Genomic DNA, 20,893 nt, shown 5'->3' on the forward strand with positions numbered 1-20,893 from the left:
TTACCGCACAGACTGATATATCAGTTGCTCATTAGTCGGCTCTCAGAATGGTGTGCAGATGGCAACGGACGCCCAGTCGATCACCGCGCCTACGACCCCCGCTTCGCTCCACACCCTTGCGCTCAGCGAGCTCGACCCGGACATCGCCGCCGCCGTCGACGCCGAGCTGCACCGCCAGCAGTCGACGCTGGAGATGATCGCGTCGGAGAACTTCGCCCCGGCCGCCGTCATGGAGGCCCAGGGGTCGGTCCTCACCAACAAGTACGCCGAGGGCTACCCCGGCCGCCGCTACTACGGCGGCTGCGAACACGTGGACGTCATCGAGCAGTTGGCCATCGACCGGGTCAAGGACCTGTTCGGCGCCGAGGCCGCGAACGTACAGCCGCACTCGGGCGCCCAGGCCAACGCCGCCGCGATGTTCGCACTCCTCAGCCCGGGCGACACGATCCTCGGCCTCGACCTGGCACACGGCGGCCACCTCACCCACGGCATGCGCATCAACTTCTCCGGCAAGCTCTACAACGTCGTGCCGTACCACGTAGGCGAGTCCGACCTGCGTATCGACATGGACGAGGTCGAGCGGCTCGCGCGCGAGCACCGGCCCAAGCTGATCGTCGCCGGCTGGTCGGCCTACCCCCGCCGCCTCGACTTCGCCGCGTTCCGGCGGATCGCCGACGAGGTGGGCGCCTATCTGATGGTGGACATGGCGCACTTCGCCGGGCTCGTCGCGGCCGGCCTGCACCCAAGTCCCGTTCCTTACGCGGACGTTGTCACGACCACCACCCACAAGACCCTCGGCGGTCCGCGCGGCGGAGTGATCCTCAGCCGGGCCTGCCTCGCCAAGAAGATCAACTCCGCGGTCTTCCCCGGACAGCAGGGCGGGCCCCTCGAGCACGTCATCGCGGCGAAGGCGGTGGCCTTCAAGGTGGCGGCGAGCGAGGAGTTCAAGGAGCGCCAGCAGCGCACCCTGGACGGCGCCCGCATCCTGGCCGGGCGACTGCTCAGCGACGATGTGGCCGAGGCCGGGATCACCGTGCTCACCGGCGGCACCGAGGTCCACCTGGTCCTCGTCGACCTGCGGAACTCCGCGCTCGACGGGCGGCAGGCCGAGGACCGCCTGCACCGCGTCGGCATCACCGTCAACCGCAACGCGGTGCCGTTCGACCCGCGCCCGCCGATGGTCTCGTCCGGCCTGCGGATCGGCACGCCGGCGCTGGCCACGCGCGGCTTCGGCACCGAGGAGTTCCGCGAGGTCGCCGACATCATCGCCGGGACGCTCACGCCCGAACACCTCGGCGAGGAGCAGGCGAGCCTGCTGCGCGACCGGGTCGGGAAGCTCGCCGACGCGTTCCCCCTGTACCCCCACCTGCCTCGCCTGAACGGAGACGCGGCATGACCGCCCAGCCGCAGCAGCCGCTGCCGGAACACCCGGACTTCCTCTGGCGCAACCCCGCACCGCGCTCCTCGTACGACGTCGTCATCGTCGGCGCGGGCGGCCACGGCCTGGCGACCGCCTACTACCTCGCGAAGGAACACGGCATCACCAATGTCGCGGTCCTGGAGAAGGGCTGGCTGGCCGGTGGCAACATGGCCCGCAACACCACCATCATCCGCTCCAACTACCTGTGGGACGAGAGCGCGGCGATCTACGAGCACGCGCTCAAGCTGTGGGAAGGACTCCCGGAGGAGCTGGACTACGACTTCCTGTTCAGCCAGCGCGGCGTCCTCAACCTCGCGCACACCCTCCAGGACGTGCGCGAGGGCATGCGCCGCGCCAATGCCAACCGGCTCAACGGCGTCGACGCCGAATGGCTCGACCCGGACCAGGTCGCCGAGGTCTGCCCCATCCTCAACGTCTCCCCGCACACCCGGTACCCGGTGCTCGGCGGCACCTTCCAGCCCCGCGCGGGCATCGCCAAGCACGACCACGTCGCCTGGGCGCTCGCCCGCCGCGCCGACGAGATGGGCGTCGACCTGATCCAGGGCTGCGAGGTCACCGGCTTCGTCAAGGACGGCGAGAGGATCGTGGGAGTCGAGACCAACCTCGGCCGCATCAACGCCGGCCGGGTCGGCCTCGCGGCCGCCGGGCACAGCAGCGTGCTCGCCGAGCGGGCCGGAGTCCGCCTCCCCGTCCAGTCCCACCCGCTCCAGGCGCTCGTCTCCGAGCTCCACGAGCCCGTCCACCCCACCGTCGTCATGTCGAACCACGTCCATGTCTACGTCTCCCAGGCACACAAGGGCGAACTGGTGATGGGCGCGGGCGTCGACTCGTACAACGGCTACGGGCAGCGCGGCTCCTTCCATGTGATCGAGGAGCAGATGGCCGCGGCCGTCGAACTGTTCCCGATCTTCGCGCGGGCGCACGTACTGCGGACCTGGGGCGGCATCGTCGACGTCACCCCGGACGCCTCGCCGATCATCAGCGCCACTCCCGTGGAGAACCTCTTCGTCAACTGCGGCTGGGGCACCGGCGGTTTCAAGGCCACCCCGGCCGCCGGCTGGACCTTCGCGCACACCATCGCGACGGGTGAGGCGCACCCGCTCAACGCCCCCTTCGCCCTCGACCGCTTCACGACGGGCGCACTGATCGACGAACACGGCGCCGCGGCCGTGGCCCACTGAGAGGACGCTGCTGCGATGCTGCTGATCGACTGCCCATGGTGCGGTCCCCACAACGAGAGCGAATACCACTACGGGGGCCAGGCCCACGTCCCGTACCCCGAGAACCCCGCCGACCTCGACGACCGGCAGTGGGCCGAGTACGTCTTCTACCGGGACAACCCGAAGGGCCCCTTCGCCGAGCGGTGGATGCACAGCCACGGATGCCGCCGCTGGTTCAACGCCCTGCGCGACACCGTCAGTTACGAGGTGCTCGCCACCTACCGGCTCGACGAGCCGCGCCCCGAACCCCGCGTCACCGACCCGGCCGGAGACCAGCGATGACCGACCAGCAGTTCCGGCTCGGCGACGAAGGCCGCGTCGACCGCACCACCTTCCTCCACTTCACCCTGGACGGAAGGGAGTTGACCGGCCACCCCGGCGACACCCTCGCCTCCGCCATGCTGGCGAACGGCATCGTGGAGGCCGCCCCGTCGCTCTACCGCGGCCGCCCGCGCGGCATCGTCTCGGCGGGCGTCGAGGAGGCCAACGCCCTGGTACAGCTCGGCGGTTCATGCTCGGAGGGCATGCTCCCGGCGACGACGGTGGAGCTGTACGACGGCCTGTCCGCGACCACGCTGTCCGGCATGGGACGACTCGACCCGACCCCCGACCCCGCCGTCTACGACAAGAAGTACGTCCACACCGACGTCCTGGTCGTCGGCGCGGGCCCGGCCGGGCTCACGGCTGCCGCCGCGGCAGCCGAGTCCGGCGCGCGCGTGATCCTGGTGGACGACCAGCCTGAACTGGGTGGCGCACTGCTCTCCGAACGCACGCGGCCGGAGTGGGTGGCCGAGGTCCGCGCGGCGCTCGACACGGCCCCCGAAGTCACTGTCCTGACGCGCACCACGGCATTCGGGTCGTACGACGACAACTACGTCCTCGCCCTGGAGCGGCGCACCGACCACCTCGGAGCCGACGCACCCGACCCTTCCTCGGGTGTCTCGCGCCAACGGCTGTGGCACATCCGCGCCCGCCAGGTGGTCCTGGCGACCGGAGCGCACGAGCGTCCCCTGACGTTCGCCGGCAACGACCGCCCCGGCGTGATGCTCGCCGCGTCCGTACGCACGTACGTCAACCGGTACGGCGTGGCCCCGGGCAGGCGAGCCGTGGTAGCCACCACCAACGACAGCGCGTACGAAACGGTCGCCGATCTGCGCGCAGCCGGGATCGACATCGCCGCCGTCGTGGACGCACGGCCCGAACTGTCGCAGCGGGCCGCCGAGATCGCCACGGCGACCGGGGTACGGGTGCTACCGGGCCGCGCAGTGGTCGACACCACGGGCGAGTCCCGGATCACCGGCGTGACCGTCCAGACTCTCGACGCGGACAGCCGACTCACCGGCGAGGTCAAGGAGCTCGACTGCGACCTGCTCGCCGTCTCGGGCGGCTGGAGTCCGGTCGTCCACCTGCACAGCCAGCGCCAGGGCAAGCTGCGCTGGGACGACGACCTGGTCGCGTTCGTACCCGACGGCACAGTGCGGGACCAGCAGATCGTCGGCGCGGCGCGTGGGACGTACGGTCTCGGCGGGGCTCTGGCCGAAGGCGCGCGAGCCGGTGCGCTGGCAGCGACCAAGGCGGGATTCCCCGTTCCGGTGCCCGCCGCACCGTCCGAAGACCCACGGCCCGACGTCCGCGCCCTGTGGCTGGTGCCCTCCCCCACCGGCGAACCCGGCACCTGGGACACCCACTTCGTCGATCTCCAGCGCGACGTCACCGTCGCCGACGTCTGGCGGTCCACCGGCGCCGGCATGCGCGGCGTCGAGCACGTCAAGCGCTACACCTCCCTCGGCACGGCGAACGACCAGGGTAAGACGTCCGGCGTCAACGCCATCGGCGTGATCGCCGAGGCCCTCGGCGCGGGCGCGTCACCCGGCGAGATCGGCACCACCGCCTACCGGGCGCCCTACACGCCGGTGGCCTTCGCCGCCCTCGCCGGGCGTGAGCGCGGGGACCTCTTCGACCCGGAGCGCACCACGCCCATCCACAGCTGGCACGTCGCCCACGGCGCCGAGTTCGAGGACGTCGGGCAGTGGAAGCGGCCCTGGTACTACCCCCGGCCCGGCGAGGACATGGACGCGGCCGTCGCACGCGAGTGCCGCGCGGCCCGCGAAGGCGTGGCGTTCATGGACGCCACCACCCTCGGCAAGATCGAGATCTGGGGCGCGGACGCGGGCGAGTTCCTCAACCGCGTCTACACCAACGCCTTCAGGAAGCTCAAGCCCGGCATGGCCCGCTACGGCGTGATGTGCAAGCCCGACGGCATGATCTTCGACGACGGCGTGACGCTGCGCCTCGACGAGAACCGCTACTTCATGACCACCACGACGGGTGGCGCCGCCGGGGTCCTGGACTGGCTGGAGGAGTGGCTGCAGACCGAGTGGCCCGAGCTCGACGTCCACTGCACCTCGGTGACCGAACAGTGGGCGACGGTCGCCGTCGTCGGCCCGAAGTCACGTGACGTCATCGCGAAGCTCGCCCCCGAACTCGACGTCTCCGCCGAGGCGTTCCCTTTCATGGCCTTCCGCGAGACGACGCTGGCCTCGGGCATCCCGGCCCGCGTCTGCCGGATCTCCTTCTCCGGCGAGCTCGCCTTCGAAATCAACGTCTCCTCCTGGTACGGCCGAGCCGTCTGGGAGCAGGTGTACGAGGCCGGGAAGCCGTACGACATCACTCCCTACGGCACCGAGACGATGCACGTCCTGCGCGCCGAGAAGGGATTCATCATCGTCGGCCAGGACACCGACGGCACCGTCACCCCGCAGGACGCGAACATGGACTGGGTGGTCTCCAAGCGCAAGGACTTCATCGGGAACCGGTCCTACTCCCGCGCCGACACGACGCGCGCCGACCGCAAGCAGCTGGTCGGCCTGCTGCCCACCGACCGCACGACGCGACTGCCGGAGGGCTCCCAACTCATCGCGCAGGAAACGCCGTTGACCCCCGAGACCGGGCCGGTTCCCATGCTCGGCCACGTCACCTCCAGCTACCACAGCGCCGCACTCGGCCGCCCCTTCGCCCTCGCCCTCGTCGCCGGCGGGCGGGCCAGGATCGGCTCGACCCTGCTCGCCCCGGTGGGCGACGACCTGGTGCCCGTCGAGGTCACCGACTCCGTCCTCTACGACCCGGAAGGGACCAAGCGCGATGGCTGAGACCACGAACGACGCGCGCACCGGCCTGTCGGCATGGCGCGTGAGCCCTCTGGCGCATCTCGCGGAGCGGATGCGGGACGCGGCCGTCACCGGGGCCCGCGGCGTCACGCTGACCGAGTGGCCCTTTGTCAGCATGGTGAACGTGCGCGTCGACCCCGCCTCCGCGGCGGCGACCCGCATCGAGAAGACCCTGGGAGCACCACTCCCCCGCGAACACGGCGAGACCACCACCTCCGGCGGCCACACGGTGTGCTGGCTCGGCCCCGACGAGTGGCTCGTGCTGTCCCAGGCCGAAGTGGGCTCTGTGGTCGCCGAGTTGAGGGCCGCGCTCGCCGCGGATCCGGGTTCGGTCGTCGATGTCTCGGCGAACCGCACCACTCTCGAACTGAGCGGCCCGGTCGCCCGGCAGGTGCTGGAGAAGGGCTGCCCGCTGGACCTGCATCCTCGGGTCTTCGGTCCGGGCCGGGCCGTGTCGACCACGGTGGGACCGATCGCGGTCCTGCTCTGGCAGGTCGACGACGAGCCGACGTACCGGCTGCTGCCGCGGTCGTCGTTCGCCGATTACCTGGCGCGCTGGCTCATCGACGCGATGAGCGAATACCGCGGCCCCGAGCTGCCTTGACCGCGCCGGGCGCGTTCGGCCCGCAGTCGGCCCGCGTCGGCCCCTCCTCACGCACGGTGGGGCGGATGCGGGCGGCCCGGCGCTTCGCCAGTCGCCGGGCCGGTCACCCCACGTACACGGACAGCCTCGCCAAGGTCATCACGACCTTGCGTGACCACGAACCATGCGCGACACCGGCCGGGACATGAAGGCCACATGCCAGGAGGCCGCCGCCCGCGGCTGCCTCGCCGTCCACGTCACCGAATGCTGAGCTGACACCATGGCTGATTCCCCGGCTTCCGCCGCGTCCTCCGCCCTCTCGCCGACCGGCCCCGCCCCAGCGCCGGTCGAGCACGTCCTCACCCTCGACTGCCCCGAGGCGCCCGGCATCGTCCACGCCGTCTCGCGGTTCCTCGTCGACCACGGCAGCGACATCATCGACAACCAGCAGTTCGGCGACCGCCGGGACGGCCACTTCTTCATGCGGGTGCACTTCGCCGCAGCCGGCGGCGAGAACACCACCCAGGCCATGCGCGACGACTTCGCCGCCGTGGCAGCCCTCTTCGCCATGCGATGGCACCTCGAACCGGTCGGCACCCGCCGACGCGTGCTGATCATGGTGTCCCGCTACGACCACTGCCTCAACGACCTGCTCTTCCGCACCCGCAGTGGTGACCTGCCCATCGACGTGGTGGCCGTCGTCTCCAACCACCGCGACCACGAGGCACTCGTCACCTGGCACGGCATCCCCTTCTTCCACGTGCCGGTCACCGCCACGACCAAGCCCCAGGCCGAGGCTCAACTCCTCGGCCTCATCGACTCGTTCGACGTCGACCTGGTCGTCCTCGCCCGCTACATGCAGGTGCTCTCCGACGACCTGTGCACCCGGCTGCCCGGCCGGCTGATCAACATCCACCACTCGTTCCTGCCGAGCTTCAAGGGCGCCAAGCCCTACCACCAGGCCCACGACCGCGGCGTCAAGCTCGTCGGCGCGACGGCCCACTACGTCACCGCCGACCTCGACGAAGGCCCGATCATCGCCCAGGAGGTCATCAGCGCCGACCACAGCCACACCCCCGAGGACCTGGCCGCGATCGGCCGCGACGCGGAATCGGCGGCCCTGGCCCGGGCCGTCCGCTGGCACTGCGAAGGCCGGGTGTTCGTCCAGGGGAGACGCACGGTGGTGCTCCGCTGAGGGGCGGAGGTGCGAGGGGCAGAGGGGCAGAGGGGCACGGCTGCTGAGAGCCGGCCACCTGCCGTGGGGCTCACGACCTTCTGGCTGTCCGCTGCCTCCACGTCGGTTCCCACACCTCGACGTCCGGGGTTCGCTCTCGTGTCGCCTCCAGGTGGGCGCGGAACGCGTCGAGCACCGGATGCCGATTGTCGCCGCGCCAGATCAGTGACATCGGGTAGACCGGCGTCGGGTTCCGCACCGGGATGCGCCTCAGGTCGTAGCTGTCGGGCCAGAGATAGCGCGATCCTTCGCCCACGAGGGTCGCCAGGTCGGCCGAGTCGGCGATCTCGTCCAGCAGCGCCTCGTTCCCGAAGACGGGCCCGACGACGTCGATCGTGAGCCCGAACGCGGCGGCGAACTCGTCGTAGTAGTCGGCCCACTCGGTGCCGGGTGCCATGCCGGGCATCCAGATGCGGTGTCCGGCGAGTTGGGCGGGCGTGACGCTGTCGGCGTCGGCCAGCGCGTGGGAAGGCCCGACGAGCAGCTCGTGCGGGTCGTCGATCACTCGGGCGGTCTTGATCGAGGCCGGCAGGTGATGCTCGGGGACGGTGATCGCGTGGAACGTGGCGTCGATCGTCCCGGCTTCGACGGCGGCCATCGCTGTGTCGACGTCGGCGTTCAGGGTGACGACGTCGAGCTCGATCTCGGGACGCGTACGGTAGAAGTCCTGGAGGAGCACGGCCGGAGCGATCCGCCGGTTGAGGACGTCGACGCGTAGGGGGCGCCGGCCGGGGCGCACGGAGGCGTCGGCCCGGTCTTCGGCACGGAGGAGTTCGCGGGCGTGGGGCAGGAGCGCCTGCCCGTCGATGGTGAGCTCGGCGCCGCGCGGGGTGCGCGTGAACAGGCGCACTCCCAGATCCTTCTCCAGCACGGCGATGCGCTTGGAGACGGCTTGCTGGGTGATCGACAGTGCGGCGGCGGCTTCCTGGAACTGGCCTGCGTCCGCAGCCGCGACGAAGGTGCGCACAGCGTTGAGATCCACCCGCCCACTCTATTCACCCAGCATCCGGGTGGCCGTGAGGGGCCGCAGGGCGGTGCGCGGCAGTGCCCACGGCCACGGCGTTGGCGGCGACGATCACGGCGATGGCCGTCCAGGATTCCGGGCCGAGGTGCTGGCCGAGTATCAGGAGGCCCACCAGTGCCGCGCACACCGGGTTGACGCTCATGAAGATTCCGAAGAAGTGGGCGGGGACGCGTCGCAGCGCGAGCAGGTCGGTGAGGAAGGGCACCGCGGAGGACAGCACTCCGGCTGTCAGCGCACACAGGAGTGCGGTCGCGGTGGGCCGGTGCAGCCACAATGCGGCGATGCCGACCGGCACATAGAGGGCGCCGGAGACGAGTGCGGCGGCCGCCGATCCTTCGATCCCGGGCAGGCGCTGCCCCACGGTGCGGTTGAGCAGGATGTAGCAGCCCCAGCACACGGCGGCGAGCAGAGCCAGTGCGATGCCCAGGTAGTCGGTGCTGGGCCGGGGCCGGGTGAGGACCAGTACGGCCGCGCAGGCGACGAGCGCGCAGACCAGGTCGACGCGACGGCGGGAGCCCGTCAGCGCGACGGTGAGCGGCCCGAGGAACTCCAGGGTGACGGCCAGGCCGAGCCCGATCCGGTCGATCGCCGTGTACAGCGTCAGGTTCATCGTCGCGAACACCACGGCCAGTCCCAACACCGGCCGCCACTGTTTCGCGGTGAATCCACGCAGATTCGGCCGACCGGCACTCAACAGCACGCCGGCGGCCACCCATTGGCGCACCGCGACCACACCCGCCGGCCCCAGGACCGGGAAGGCGAGTGCGGCGACGGACGCTCCGAGCTGGTTGGACAGGCCGCTGCCCAGCATCAGGGCCACCCCGGACCAGCGAGGTGAGGCGACCCGCGGTGCGGTCGACAGGGTCGGCTCCGGGCGAGCATCGGTTTTCATGCCGCGACCCTCCGCCTGACGGGCTCATACGCAAAATGCATTCGACGCCGGACCTATACGCTGGACGTATGGATGGTTCTACAGGTCTGGAGCTGCGGCACCTGCGTTGCCTGGTCGCGATCGTCGCCACCGGAAGTTTCACCGACGCCGCGATCGAACTGGGCGTGTCCCAGGCGTCCGTGTCCCGCACCCTGCTGGCCTTGGAGCGGATCCTCGGCGTACAGCTGCTGCACCGCACGAGCCGGACCGTCTCCCCCACCACCGCCGGCGTGGAGGTCCTGGCCCGCGCCCGGCACATGCTCGCCGATGCCGACGAGCTGGTCCGCCGGGCCACCACCGGTCACACGCGTCTGCGGATCGGCCACGCCTGGTCCGCGATGGGGCGGCACACCGCCGAGTTCCAGCGTCGGTGGCGCGACCGCTACCCCGACGTCGCACTCCACCTGATTCGCCACAACACCCCCACAGGCGGGCTCGCCGAGGGCCTGTGCGACATGGCCGTCATCCGGACCGCCATCGACACCCGGCGCTACGCTCACGCCCTGGTCGGGCACGAGCGCCGCTACGTCGCCCTCGCCTCCGACGACCCGTGGGCCAGGCGCCGCGGCATCCGCCTGTCGGAGATCCGCGAGCGCACGCTCGTGGTGGACCGCCGCACCGGCACCACCACCCTGGACCTGTGGCCCGAAGGGGCCGGCCCCGACGTGGAGTACATCCAGGACGTCGACGACTGGCTCGCCGCCATCGCCACCGGCCGCTGCGTCGGCATCACTCCGCAGTCGACCGCCACCCAGTACCGCCGCGACGGCATCGCCTATCGCCTTCTGCGCGACACCGAACCCGTCCCCGTCCACCTCATCTGGCCCCAGCAGAGCCCGCATCCCGCCACCCACGCCGCCGTAGCCCTGCTGGCCGACCTCTATCGAGAGGACGCACGCAGCCCAAGGGCGTGAGGGGATCAGCGGTGCGGCCTGCCCGGCACGCACAGCGGATACGGCGCCAGGTTGCAGTCAGTCCGAATCGACGGGGCGACGGTGGCCGCGAAGCTGTTGTTCGACGCGGCCACCCGGTGCAGGCCACCCCCGCCCGTGCGTTCGCTCAGCACGGGCGGAGGCCTGCGAGCGTCATGCAGGCAGTCGCTCCAGCAGCGCCGCGAAATCGGTGTCCGGCGGCAGCGTTCCGAAGGCGAGTCCGCGGTCCCCGGCGAGCCGCGAAGCGCAGAACGCGTCCGCGACGGCGGCCGGGGCGTGCCGGACCAGGAGCGCACCCTGCAGCACGAGAGCCGCGCGTTCGATGACCCGGCGGGCGCGCAGCGGCGCGTCCTCGGTGAGGACGAGTTCGCCCTGCAGCTCCTGCCAGGCCGTGTCGAGCCGCTCGTCGCGGCCCGCCGCTGCCTCGATCTCCGTACGGAAGGCCTCCAGGGACTCGGGCTCACGGGCCAACGCACGCAGCATGTCCAGGGCGTTGACGTTGCCGGAGCCCTCCCAGATGCCGTTGAGCGGGGCATCGCGGTACAGGCGCGGCATGCCTGATGCCTCGTCATATCCGTTGCCGCCGAGGCATTCCAGGGCCTCCGCCACCGCTACGGGCTGCCGCTTGCACACCCAGTACTTACCGACCGCCGTGGCGAGGCGCAGGAAGGCGCGCTCACCTTCGTCGCCGCGCTGGGCGCGGTCGGCGGCGCCGGCCAGGCGCAGCGCGAGCGTGGTGGCGGCCTCGGACTCCACCGCGAGGTCGGCCAGTACGTTGCGCATGAGCGGCTGGTCGATGAGCTTGGCGCCGAACACCGAGCGGTGGCGGGCGTGGTGGGCGGCCTGGGCAAGGGCGGCGCGGGTGCCGGCCGCGGAGCCGAGTACGCAGTCGAGCCGTGTCATCGTCACCATGTCGATGATGGTGCGCACGCCCTTGCCCTCGGCGCCGACGAGCCAGGCCACGGTGTCGTCGAACTCGGGCTCGCTCGACGCGTTGGAGCGGTTGCCGAGCTTGTCCTTGAGGCGCTGGATGCGGAAGGTGTTGCGGCTGCCGTCGGGCAGGACGCGCGGGACCAGGAAGCAGGACAGGCCGCCTGGTGCCTGGGCGAGCACGAGGAAAAGGTCGTTCATCGGGGCGCTGGTGAACCACTTGTGTCCGCGCAGACGCCAGGTGCCGTCGGCCTGTTCGGTGGCGGAGGTGGTGTTGGCGCGCACGTCGGTGCCGCCCTGTTTCTCCGTCATCCCCATGCCGGCGAGCAGGCCCCGCTTGCCGCCCGGAGTGTGCAGACCGGGTTCGTAGACACGGCTGGTGAGCAGGGGTTCGTAGATCTTGGCCAGGTCGGGGGCGTGGCGCAGGGCGGGGACGACGGCGTACGTCATGGAGACGGGGCAGCCGTGTCCGGCCTCGGTGCTGCTCCACACCATGAAGGCGGCGGCCCGCGCCACATGCGCGCCGGGCCGTTCGTCCGCCCACGCGCTGCCGGCCAGGCCCTCGCCGACCGCCACGTCCATCAGCGCGTGGTAGGAGGGGTGGAAGTCGACCTCGTCGATGCGGTTGCCGTAGCGGTCGTGGGTGCGCAGCACCGGCTCGAAGCGGTTGGCCTCGTCCGCCCAGCGCTGCACCTCCTCGCTGCCCGCGCGGCGGCCGATCCGGTGGAGGTCGTCGAGAGACCATGCGGCACCCTCGCGGCGCACACCCTCCAGGAGGACCGGGTCGTCGGCGATGTCGTGGCCGGCCAACGGCGGTACCTGGTTGGTCACTTCGTGCGTCACGGCGGTGGGATTGCTGGGCATGGGGCCTCCTCCAGGGGAAAGCGTGGGAATCAGACGGTCGGGGCGCCCGCACAGCGCAGCGCTGCGGCGGCGAGGTCTGCGAGGAGTTCCTCGGTGGCGTTCTCGTCGGGGGTGCCGAGCGGGTCGACGAGCACTTCGCCGATGGCTCCGGTCAGGGCGGCCGCGGTGATCTCGGCGTTCTGCGGGGGCAGCCGGCCCGTGTCCGTACCCTCGCGCACCACCTCGGCCCACAGCGCGCGGTAGCGGCGGCGGAAGTCGAGCCGCTCGGCGCCGACCGCGGGTTCGGCGGGGGCGGCGAGCAGGGCGTAGGCGAGGCCGCGGTTCTCCAGGGCGCGGCGGGCGAAGACCTCGACGCCGCGGCGGAGCCGTTCGACGGGGTCTCCCGGACCGTGCAGCACCTCGCCCAGGACGTCGACCTCGCGTCCCGCGGCGCGCCGGAACACCTCCACGGCGAGCGCCGCCTTGGACGGGAAGTGCTGGTACACGGAGCCTGCCGCGATGCCCGCCGAGTCGGCGACGGCGGTCACGGACGCCTGTGACCAGCCCACTTCCGCCACGACCGAGGTCGCGCAGGAGATGAGGCGCTCTCTCGCGGCTTCGAGCCGACTGATTTCGGCTGGGGTCTTGCGGTAGGCCATGAAAGAAGTGAACCATGATTCAGAGTTTCCCGCCACGGTTGGCTTCCCCGGCCCGGCTCGTCAGGAGAACGTGATGCACCTCAGTGCCCTGCTGGACAGCGTGGTTCGCTCGGCCGGCGACAAGGAAGCGGTCGTCTACCGCGAACAGCGGTGGAGCTACCGGGAGTTCGACGAAGCCGCCCGGCGCGCCGCGACGGTACTGAGCGAGGCCGGGCTGCGGCCGGGCGACCGTGTCGCGGTGATGACGTACAACACTCCCGCCTTCCTGTTCGCGGCGTTCGGCGCCTGGTACGCGGGCGCCACCCTGGTGCCCGTGAACCACAAACTGCAGACGGCCGAGGTGACGCGCCAGCTGCGGCACTGCGGGGCCCGGCTGGCGCTCGTCGACGCGGAGATCGGCGAGCGCGCGACCGCGGCCGACGTGGAGGTGCCGTGGCTGGTCAGCCATCCCGACGCGGACGCGCACACGCGCCCGGCGGACTGCTTCGAGTCCCTTGTGGCGCGCGCCGCGCCATGGCGCGCAGAGCCGGGCCCGGACAGCGACATCGCGCAGATCCTCTACACGTCGGGCACCTCCGGGACCCCCAAGGGCTGTGTGCACACGCACCGCGGCATCGCCCTGACGGCCGGGCACACCGCGGACACGATCCCCCTCGTCCACGACGACCGGTTCCTGATCTGCATGCCGATCTGGCACGCGTCCCCTCTCAACAACTGGACTCTGGGCACGCTGCTGCGCGGGGCCACGGTCGTGCTGCAGCGCGAGTACGACCCGCGCGGCATGCTGGAGACGATCCAGCGCGAGCGGGTCACCGCGATGTTCGGGGCGCCGATCGCGCTCATCGCCCCGGTGCAGGCCGTCGCCGACTTCGCCGACTTCGACCTGACGTCCGTACGCGCCTGGATCTACGGCGCCGGACCCCTGGACGCGGACACCGCGCGCCGGCTGATGAAGGCATACGGTTCACAGGACTTCCACCAGGTGTACGGGATGAGCGAGATGGGCCCCGCGGGGACCTCGCTCTCCCCCGCCGAGCAGGTGACGAAGGCCGGATCGATCGGGTCCCGCGGCATGCCCGGTGTCGATCTGCGGGTCGTACGCCCCGACGGCACGGACGCCGGTCCGGACGAGACCGGGGAGATCTGGCTGCGCTCGGAGACGCGCATGGTCGGCTACCTCGACGACGAGGCCGCCACCGCCGAGGTGTTCGCGGGCGACTGGTACCGCAGCGGCGACCTCGGCCGGGTCGACGAGGACGGCTTCGTCACGATCGTGGACCGGATGAAGGACGTGATCATCACCGGCGGCGAGAACGTCGCCTCGCAGGAGGTGGAAGGCGTGCTGCGCGGCCATCCGGACGTGCTCGACGTCGCCGTCGTGGGCCGCCCGCACCCGCAGTGGGGCGAGACCGTGGTGGCCGTCGTGGTCCCGCGCGACGGGGCGGACCTGGACGTGGCGGGCGTGCGCACGTGGCTCGAGTCGCGGATCGCCCGCTACAAGATCCCGCGCGAACTGGTGCTGCGCCGCGAGCTGCCGCGTACGCCGTCGGGGAAGATCACCAAGCATGTGCTGCGGGCCCAGCTGACCGAATCCGTCGAGCCGGCGCGGGCGGTGAGCGGCTGAGCGTCCGCGCACCGCGGGCCCGTGCGCGTCACGCGTCACGGTCCGCGTAGGGTCGCCGCATGGCGGAGGAACAGGTGGAGCGGGCACGCCGGGGTCCGGGGCGGCCTCGCCAGGAACACGTCACGCGAGCCGTGCTCGACGCCGTCGTCGACCTGGTGGCGGAGAGCGGCATGGCAGCCCTCACGATGGACGCCGTCGCGGCCCGCGCCGGGGTGAGCAAGCCGGCCATGTACCGGCGCTGGTCCACCAAACAGGACCTGGTCATCGCTGCCGCGGAGTCACGGATCGGGCCGCTGACCGTGCCCGACATGGGGGACTTCCGGGCCGAGCTGCGGGCCGTCCTGACGGCACGCATGGAGGCCTACCGGCAGCCGGGGATCGACCGGCTGCTGGCCGGGGTGATCGGTTCCGCGGCCGAGGCGGGAGCGGAGCCGGGGGCCTATCGCGCCTACACGGCCCGCGTGATGAGCGAGACGCGGCACCTGCTGGAGCGCGGTGTCGCGCGCGGCGACGTCAGGCCGGACGTCGATGTGTCCGCCGCCTCGACGCTCGTGGCGGCGTCGCTGGTCTTCCGGATGGTCGGCGAGCAGCAGATGCCGGACGAGTCGCTCGTCGAGTCGGTGGTGGACCTGATCGGCCGGGCGGTCGACGCCCGGCCCTGACCGTGGACTGACGTCCTGTCGCCCCCTGCGCGCAGGGCACTTCGTCGTGCCCGCGCGCACTTCGCCATGCCCGGATGCCGGTTCGACGGCCCCGGACTCCCTCAGCCGGCACCGGAAAAGACAACACCTCCGAACCTCTTGCACCGGCGCGATTCAATATCGATACTGCCGGTTACGTAATTAGTGTTCACCGTCAGGAGGAACCGCATGCAGGCCGTCGCGTCGACCCACGTGGCCAACCCCGAGCCCGTGATGGACAAGCCCCTCATGCACTACGGCCGCCGCGTCCTGGACCGACTCGCCCCCGGCGCCGAGCAGTCCGCGTACCGGCTGATCGACATCGACCCGCTCACCCCGCACTTCGGCGCCGTGCTCGGCGGCGTCGACCTGACCCGGCCGATCTCCGACGAGCTCGCCACGGAGCTGCGGCAGGCGCTGCTGGAGTGGAAGGTGATCTTCTTCCGCGGCCAGACCGGCTTCACCGCCGAGCACCAGCTCGCGCTGTCGGGCGTCTGGGGCCCGCCCGAGGCGAACCCGTTCTTCGCGCAGACCGGGACCCCGGGCATCTCCCGGCTCGCCAAGGACGCCAAGGCCGCGGGCAACAAGAACATCTGGCACAGCGACCACTCGTTCATGGTCAACCCCTCGCTCGGCGCCGTCCTGCGCGCCGTGGAGGTGCCCGCCGCGGGCGGCGACACGATGTGGGCGGACATGGGCGCCGCCTACGACAACCTGCCCGATGGCCTCAAGGAGCGCATCGAGAGCCTCACCGCCGTCCACGACTGGGAGGCCAGCTGGGGCGCGCTCATGAACGACGAGCAGAAGGCGTCCTTCCGCGAGAGCTGGCCGCAGGTCGAGCACCCCGTCGTCGTGCGCCACCCCCGCAGCGGCCGCAGGACCCTGTACGTGAACGAGCCGTTCACCCGCTACATCAAGGGCCTGTCCGAGGCGGAGAACCGTGAGCTGCTCGACATCCTGGTCCTCCAGGCGCGCATCCCCGAGTTCCAGATCCGCTTCCGCTGGGAGCCCGACTCGATCGCCGTCTGGGACAACATCGCGGTCCAGCACTACGCGGTCAACGACTACTTCCCGCAGCGCCGGGTGATGGAGCGCATCGCCATCGCCGGTGTCCCGCTGTCCTGAACGGCTCTCCCCCTTCTCCCTCAGGAGTACGCATGACCGCGGTACCGACCGTGCCCCAGCACCCGACACGGACCACCGGAGCCACCGGCAGCAGCCGGCGCGCGTGGACGGTGACCGTGCTGCTGGTGGTCTTCATGATGGTCAACTTCGCGGACAAGTCCGTCCTCGGCCTGGCCGCCGACGAGATCCGCGCGGACCTCCATCTGAGTGCCACTCAGTTCGGTCTGGCCAACAGCGCGTTCTTCCTGCTGTTCTCCGTGGCCGCGATCGTGGTCGGGCTCGCCGCCGACCGGATGTCGCCGAAACTGCTGCTCCTGCTGATGGCCGTCCTGTGGTCGGTCGCCCAGGTGCCCGCGGCGATCGGCGGCGGCCTCGCCGTCCTGGTCGCCTCGCGCGTCTTCCTCGGGGCGGCCGAGGGACCCGCCTTCCCCGTCGCCCAACAGGCCACGCTGGCCTGGTTCCCCGACCACCGGCGCAATCTGCCCGGGGCGCTGATCACGCTCGGCGTCACCCTCGGCGTGATCGTCTCGGCGCCCGGCCTGTCGTGGGTGATCCAGCACCACGGGTGGCGATCGGCGCTGTGGGTGCTCGCGGGCGCGGGTCTCGTGTGGGCGGTGGCCTGGGCGGTACTCGGTGCCGACGGGCGCCACGGTGTCGTTCCGGCCACCGGGGCGCGACCGCAGGAGACGCGGGCGCCCGTCCCGTACCGGAGGATCTTCGCCAGCCGCACCTGGATCGGCGCCACCCTCGCCTACTTCACCAGCTACTGGACCGTGGCTCTCATGCTGGTCTGGCTGCCGTCCTACCTGCGCAACGCCCTCGGATACTCGGCCCATGCGGCGGGCACCCTCGTCGTCGCGCCGTGGACGATCGGTGCCGTGGCTCTCCTCGCACAGGCCGGCATCACCGGCCGGCTGATGCGGCGCGGCGCCGGCAGCCGCCGCGCCCGCGGCTGGGTGGGCGGCTGGCTGCTCGCCCTGGGCGCCACCTGCTGTCTGGCCCTGCCACTGGTCGACGGCTCGGGCGCGAAGACCGTCCTGATAGCCCTCGGCTTCGGCCTCGGGGGCTCGTACGCCACGATCGCGGCGACCACCGTCGCCGAGCTCGCCCCGCTCTCCCGCAACGGAGGCGCCCTGGGCACGATGAACGCGGTCGTGACGGCGGCCGGTCTGGGCGCGCCGGCCGTCGTCGGCGCCCTCGTCGATGCGCAGGGCACCGACGGCTACCAGCACTCCGTGCTGCTGTCCGGACTGCTCCTGGCCGTCGGAGCCGCCGCCTCCTTCCTGCTCGTCGACCCCGCGCGTGACATCCCACGGCTGACCGGCTGACGCGAGGCACCCACCCCAACCGCACACGCTCTCACAGGAGTTGACCCTTGACCGCCGCACCCGCACTCGACGCCGCACCTCTCGACCTCGCCATCGGCGACCTGCGCGAGAGCGCCGCCTCCTGGACCGCCGTTCCGCTGCCCGAGCGGATCGCCCTGCTGGAGCGGATGCTTCCGCGGATCGCCGACGGGGCGCCCGGCATGGTCGCCGACGCCGCCCGCGCCAAGGGGTACGAAGCAGACTCCGACTGGGCCGCCGAGGACTGGGTCGCCGCACCCTGGGCACTGGCGCAGACCGTGGGCGCGTACCTGCATGTGCTGCGCCGCCTGGCCGCCGGGCACGCCCCGGTGCCCGCCCAGTCCGTCCGCACCCGCGAGGGCCGTACCGTCGTCGACGTCTTCCCCGCCACGGCCACGGACCGCCTGCTGCTCAACGGCTTCACCGCCGAGGTGTGGACCCTGCCGGGTACGACCCGCGAGCAGGTCCTGGCCCGCGCGGCCGGCGAGTACCGCGGGCGGCCGGGCGAGCCGGCCGTCGCGCTGGTGCTCGGCGCCGGGAACGTCGCGGCGATCACACCGCTCGACATCCTGCACAAGCTGTACGCGCAGGGCCAGGTCGTCCTCGCCAAGATGAACCCGGTCAACGCCTATCTCCGCCCGCACTTCGAGAAGGTGTTCGCCGAGTTCGTGGAGCGTGGCTGGGTCCGCTTCGTCGACGGAGGCGCGGCCGAAGGCGCGTACCTCACGACCCACGAGGAAGTCGACACCATCCACGTCACCGGCAGCGAACGCACCCATGACGCCATCGTGTGGGGCACCGGCGCGCAGGCCGAGGAGCGGCGGCGCGCCGACACCCCGCTCAACGACAAGCCGTTCACCAGCGAGCTGGGCGGCGTCAGCCCCTGCATCGTGACGCCGGGCCCGTGGAGCGCAGCGGACTTCCGGTTCCAGGCCGAGCACATCGTGACCAGCAAGCTGAACAACTCCGGCCACAACTGCGTCGCGAGCCAGATTCTGCTCGTGCCCCGCCACTGGAGCGGGACGGAGCGGCTGCTCACCGAGATCCGGCACGTCCTGCGTGAACTGCCGCAGCGCGGCGACTACTACCCCGGCGCTGCCGACCGCCTCGGTTCGGTGACCGGCGCCCACCCGGAGGCCGAGGCCTACGACGACACGTGCCGCCTCCTCGTTCCCGACATCACCGACGCCGACGACCCGATGCTCACGGACGAGGTGTTCGCCAGCGCCCTGGGCGTGGTGCGCCTGCCGGGCGACGACGCACCCCAGTTCCTGCGCGCCGCCACCGCGTTCGCCAACGACAAGCTGCCCGGCACACTCGGCGCCACCCTGCTCGTGCACCCCCGTACCGAACGCGCCCACGGCGCCGCCGTCGACGAGGCCGTCGCCGCGCTGCGCTACGGCACGCTCGGCGTCAACTGCTGGTCGGCGTTCGGCTTCCTCCTGGGCTACACACCTTGGGGCGCCCACCCCGGACACACCCGCCAGGACATCGGCAGCGGCATCGGGTTCGTGCACAACGCGTTCCTCCTGGAGGACGTCGAGAAGACCGTGCTGCGGGCCCCCTTCGCACCTGCTCCGCGGGGCCTGTTCACCGGCTCGCCCTCACTGTCGCCGCGCCCGCCGTACTTCGTCACCAACCGCACCGGACGCACGACGATGGCACGCCTCACGGCCTACGCCACCGACCCGAGGGCGAGCAGGCTGCCGGGCATCTTCGCGTCGGCCCTGCGCGGCTGAGCACGTTCCGATCACCAGGCCTCCGTCTCGGGCGCCTGCGGCAGGCGGGGTGTGATGTCACGCTCCCGGGCCCGCAGGCGCAGGGCGAGCAGCGGGAAGACGAGGACCGAGATCATCGCCGCGCCGACCAGGGCCGCCGCCTCGCTCTTCTTCACGACACCGTCGTCCACGCCGATCGCCGTGACGGCCACGACGAGCGGAAGGCAGGTGGAGGAGTAGATCGTCAGCGCCCGGCGGCCGAGCGGTGACAGGTCACGCGGCGCGAGTCCGTACGTCGGCAGTCCCCGTACGACCACGAAGAGAACGAGGAAGACCGGCACCAGCAGGAGTGCGCGACCGCCGTCGAGGAGCGACGCGAGGTCGAACTCGATGCCCGTGACGATGAAGAAGAGGGGGACGAGGAAACCGAAACCCATCGCCTCCACCCTGGTCAGAATCTCCTCGCTGCTCTCCGGCGCCGAGCCCTGGAGCACGAGCCGGGTGAGGAGTCCGGCGGCGAAGGCGCCGAGGAGCACGTCGAGGCCGAGTTCCTGCGACAGCGCCAGCATCGCCACCAGCAGGAGCATCACGAACCGGACCGCGAACTGCGCGCTGGTGTGCAGGGTGCTGCGGATGATCCGGCTGAACCACGGCCGGCGCGGGCGCATCGCCAGGAACACGGCGCCGGCCGTGATGGCGGCGAAGACGGCGAGAACCGCCGTGGCCGCCCCTGGTCTGCGGCCGCTGAGCAGCACCGCCATGGCGATGACGGGCCCGAACTCGCCGACCGCCCCGAACGCCATCATCACCGTGCCGAACCGGCCCTCCAGATCCCCGCTGTCCCGCAGGATCGGCAGCACCGTGCCCAGCGCCGTACTGGTCAGCGCGGTGCCGATGATGACGGCGCGCGCCCAGTCCAGGCCCGTCAGGGCCAGCGCCACGCCCAGCCCCAGAGCCAGGGAGACCACCCAGGCCCATACGGATCGGCGCAGCGTGTCGCCTCGGATGGCGGCGAACTGGATCTCGTACCCGGCCAGAAAGATGAGCATCGACAGGCCGAGGTCCGAGAGGACGTCGATGACCTCTCCTCCGTGCGCCCAGTCGAGTACGTCCGGACCGATGAGGATCCCCAGCACGATCTCGAAGATGACCACGGGGATGCGGACCCACCGGCCGACGCCGTGCGCCAGCAGCGGTGCCAGGACAGCGGCCGCCATGATGAGGATGAGCGTGCCCGCCTGTCCCACACCGTCCCCCTGTTCCGCGCCGGATCATGCTCTTCCGACCATCGGTGAGGCGGGCGTCCGCCGCATGTGAGAGCGGACCGTGCGGGTGAGGACGGCGGCCGGGGAGCGGGCGTTGGTGGTACGAGGCCACGACTGCCCGTGCGGACCAGCCCGTTCGCACCGGCCGCCGTGAGCCGGGGCGCAGCCGAT

General features: G+C 71.5%; 17 protein-coding genes. 12 read left to right on the forward strand and 5 right to left on the reverse strand.

Going from position 1 to position 20,893, the window contains the following annotated elements; translation table 11 throughout:
- Nucleotides 1–58: 58 nt before the first annotated feature.
- The 6 genes from glyA (at nt 59) to purU (ending at nt 7,606) form a co-directional block, all read left to right on the forward strand.
- Complete coding sequence (gene glyA, locus LGI35_RS04865) at nt 59–1,396, forward strand: serine hydroxymethyltransferase (protein ID WP_227292660.1); 1,338 nt, start codon at nt 59–61, stop codon at nt 1,394–1,396.
- Nucleotides 1,393–2,622: a sarcosine oxidase subunit beta family protein gene (locus tag LGI35_RS04870; RefSeq protein ID WP_227292661.1), complete on the forward strand. Its 1,230-nt coding sequence runs from the start codon at nt 1,393–1,395 to the stop codon at nt 2,620–2,622. The genes glyA and LGI35_RS04870 overlap by 4 nt, the downstream gene beginning before the upstream one ends.
- 15 nt (nt 2,623–2,637) lie before the next feature.
- Entirely contained in the window at nt 2,638–2,943 is a 306-nt protein-coding gene (locus tag LGI35_RS04875; RefSeq protein WP_227292662.1) for a sarcosine oxidase subunit delta, read from the forward strand.
- A complete protein-coding gene (locus tag LGI35_RS04880) occupies nt 2,940–5,810 on the forward strand; it encodes a sarcosine oxidase subunit alpha family protein (RefSeq protein ID WP_227292663.1) in 2,871 nt (956 codons plus the stop codon). Before LGI35_RS04875 ends, LGI35_RS04880 begins: the two co-directional genes overlap by 4 nt.
- Nucleotides 5,803–6,432 (forward strand): sarcosine oxidase subunit gamma, encoded by a 630-nt coding sequence (locus LGI35_RS04885; RefSeq protein WP_227292664.1) that lies wholly within the window; start codon nt 5,803–5,805, stop codon nt 6,430–6,432. The genes LGI35_RS04880 and LGI35_RS04885 overlap by 8 nt, the downstream gene beginning before the upstream one ends.
- 259 nt (nt 6,433–6,691) lie before the next feature.
- A complete protein-coding gene (gene purU, locus LGI35_RS04890; protein ID WP_227292665.1) occupies nt 6,692–7,606 on the forward strand; it encodes a formyltetrahydrofolate deformylase in 915 nt (304 codons plus the stop codon).
- A 70-nt stretch (nt 7,607–7,676) separates the two neighbouring features.
- Here purU and LGI35_RS04895 read toward each other — a convergent pair whose 3' ends face one another.
- Together LGI35_RS04895 and LGI35_RS04900 are read right to left on the reverse strand one after the other, a co-directional pair.
- Nucleotides 7,677–8,627, reverse strand: a complete 951-nt coding sequence (locus tag LGI35_RS04895; RefSeq protein WP_227292666.1) for a LysR family transcriptional regulator — start codon at nt 8,625–8,627, stop codon at nt 7,677–7,679.
- A 13-nt stretch (nt 8,628–8,640) separates the two neighbouring features.
- A complete protein-coding gene (locus tag LGI35_RS04900) occupies nt 8,641–9,561 on the reverse strand; it encodes an EamA family transporter (RefSeq protein WP_227292667.1) in 921 nt (306 codons plus the stop codon).
- A gap of 68 nt (nt 9,562–9,629) precedes the next feature.
- On the opposite strand from LGI35_RS04900, the gene LGI35_RS04905 reads away from it, so the two are divergent.
- A complete protein-coding gene (locus tag LGI35_RS04905; protein WP_227292668.1) occupies nt 9,630–10,514 on the forward strand; it encodes a LysR family transcriptional regulator in 885 nt (294 codons plus the stop codon).
- A gap of 171 nt (nt 10,515–10,685) precedes the next feature.
- Here LGI35_RS04905 and LGI35_RS04910 read toward each other — a convergent pair whose 3' ends face one another.
- Nucleotides 10,686–12,326, reverse strand: coding sequence for an acyl-CoA dehydrogenase family protein (locus tag LGI35_RS04910; RefSeq protein WP_227292669.1), 1,641 nt, complete (start codon nt 12,324–12,326; stop codon nt 10,686–10,688).
- Nucleotides 12,327–12,355: 29 nt separating this feature from the next.
- Nucleotides 12,356–12,964, reverse strand: a complete 609-nt coding sequence (locus tag LGI35_RS04915; protein WP_227292670.1) for a TetR/AcrR family transcriptional regulator — start codon at nt 12,962–12,964, stop codon at nt 12,356–12,358.
- A 73-nt stretch (nt 12,965–13,037) separates the two neighbouring features.
- Between LGI35_RS04915 and LGI35_RS04920 the strand changes: the two genes are divergently transcribed.
- From LGI35_RS04920 to LGI35_RS04940, 5 genes are all read left to right on the forward strand, one after another.
- A complete protein-coding gene (locus tag LGI35_RS04920; protein WP_227292671.1) occupies nt 13,038–14,588 on the forward strand; it encodes a class I adenylate-forming enzyme family protein in 1,551 nt (516 codons plus the stop codon).
- A gap of 59 nt (nt 14,589–14,647) precedes the next feature.
- Complete coding sequence (locus LGI35_RS04925) at nt 14,648–15,250, forward strand: TetR/AcrR family transcriptional regulator (protein WP_227292672.1); 603 nt, start codon at nt 14,648–14,650, stop codon at nt 15,248–15,250.
- Nucleotides 15,251–15,457: 207 nt separating this feature from the next.
- A complete protein-coding gene (locus LGI35_RS04930; protein WP_227292673.1) occupies nt 15,458–16,393 on the forward strand; it encodes a TauD/TfdA dioxygenase family protein in 936 nt (311 codons plus the stop codon).
- 32 nt (nt 16,394–16,425) lie between these two features.
- A complete protein-coding gene (locus LGI35_RS04935) occupies nt 16,426–17,721 on the forward strand; it encodes an MFS transporter (RefSeq protein ID WP_227292674.1) in 1,296 nt (431 codons plus the stop codon).
- Between the two features lie 47 nt (nt 17,722–17,768).
- A complete protein-coding gene (locus LGI35_RS04940) occupies nt 17,769–19,478 on the forward strand; it encodes an aldehyde dehydrogenase family protein (protein WP_227292675.1) in 1,710 nt (569 codons plus the stop codon).
- 11 nt (nt 19,479–19,489) lie between these two features.
- Here LGI35_RS04940 and LGI35_RS04945 read toward each other — a convergent pair whose 3' ends face one another.
- Entirely contained in the window at nt 19,490–20,704 is a 1,215-nt protein-coding gene (locus LGI35_RS04945) for a cation:proton antiporter (protein ID WP_227292676.1), read from the reverse strand.
- Between the last annotated feature and the right edge of the window lie 189 nt (nt 20,705–20,893).

It is taken from the genome of Streptomyces longhuiensis, from assembly GCF_020616555.1.
GTDB lineage: Bacteria > Actinomycetota > Actinomycetes > Streptomycetales > Streptomycetaceae > Streptomyces > Streptomyces longhuiensis.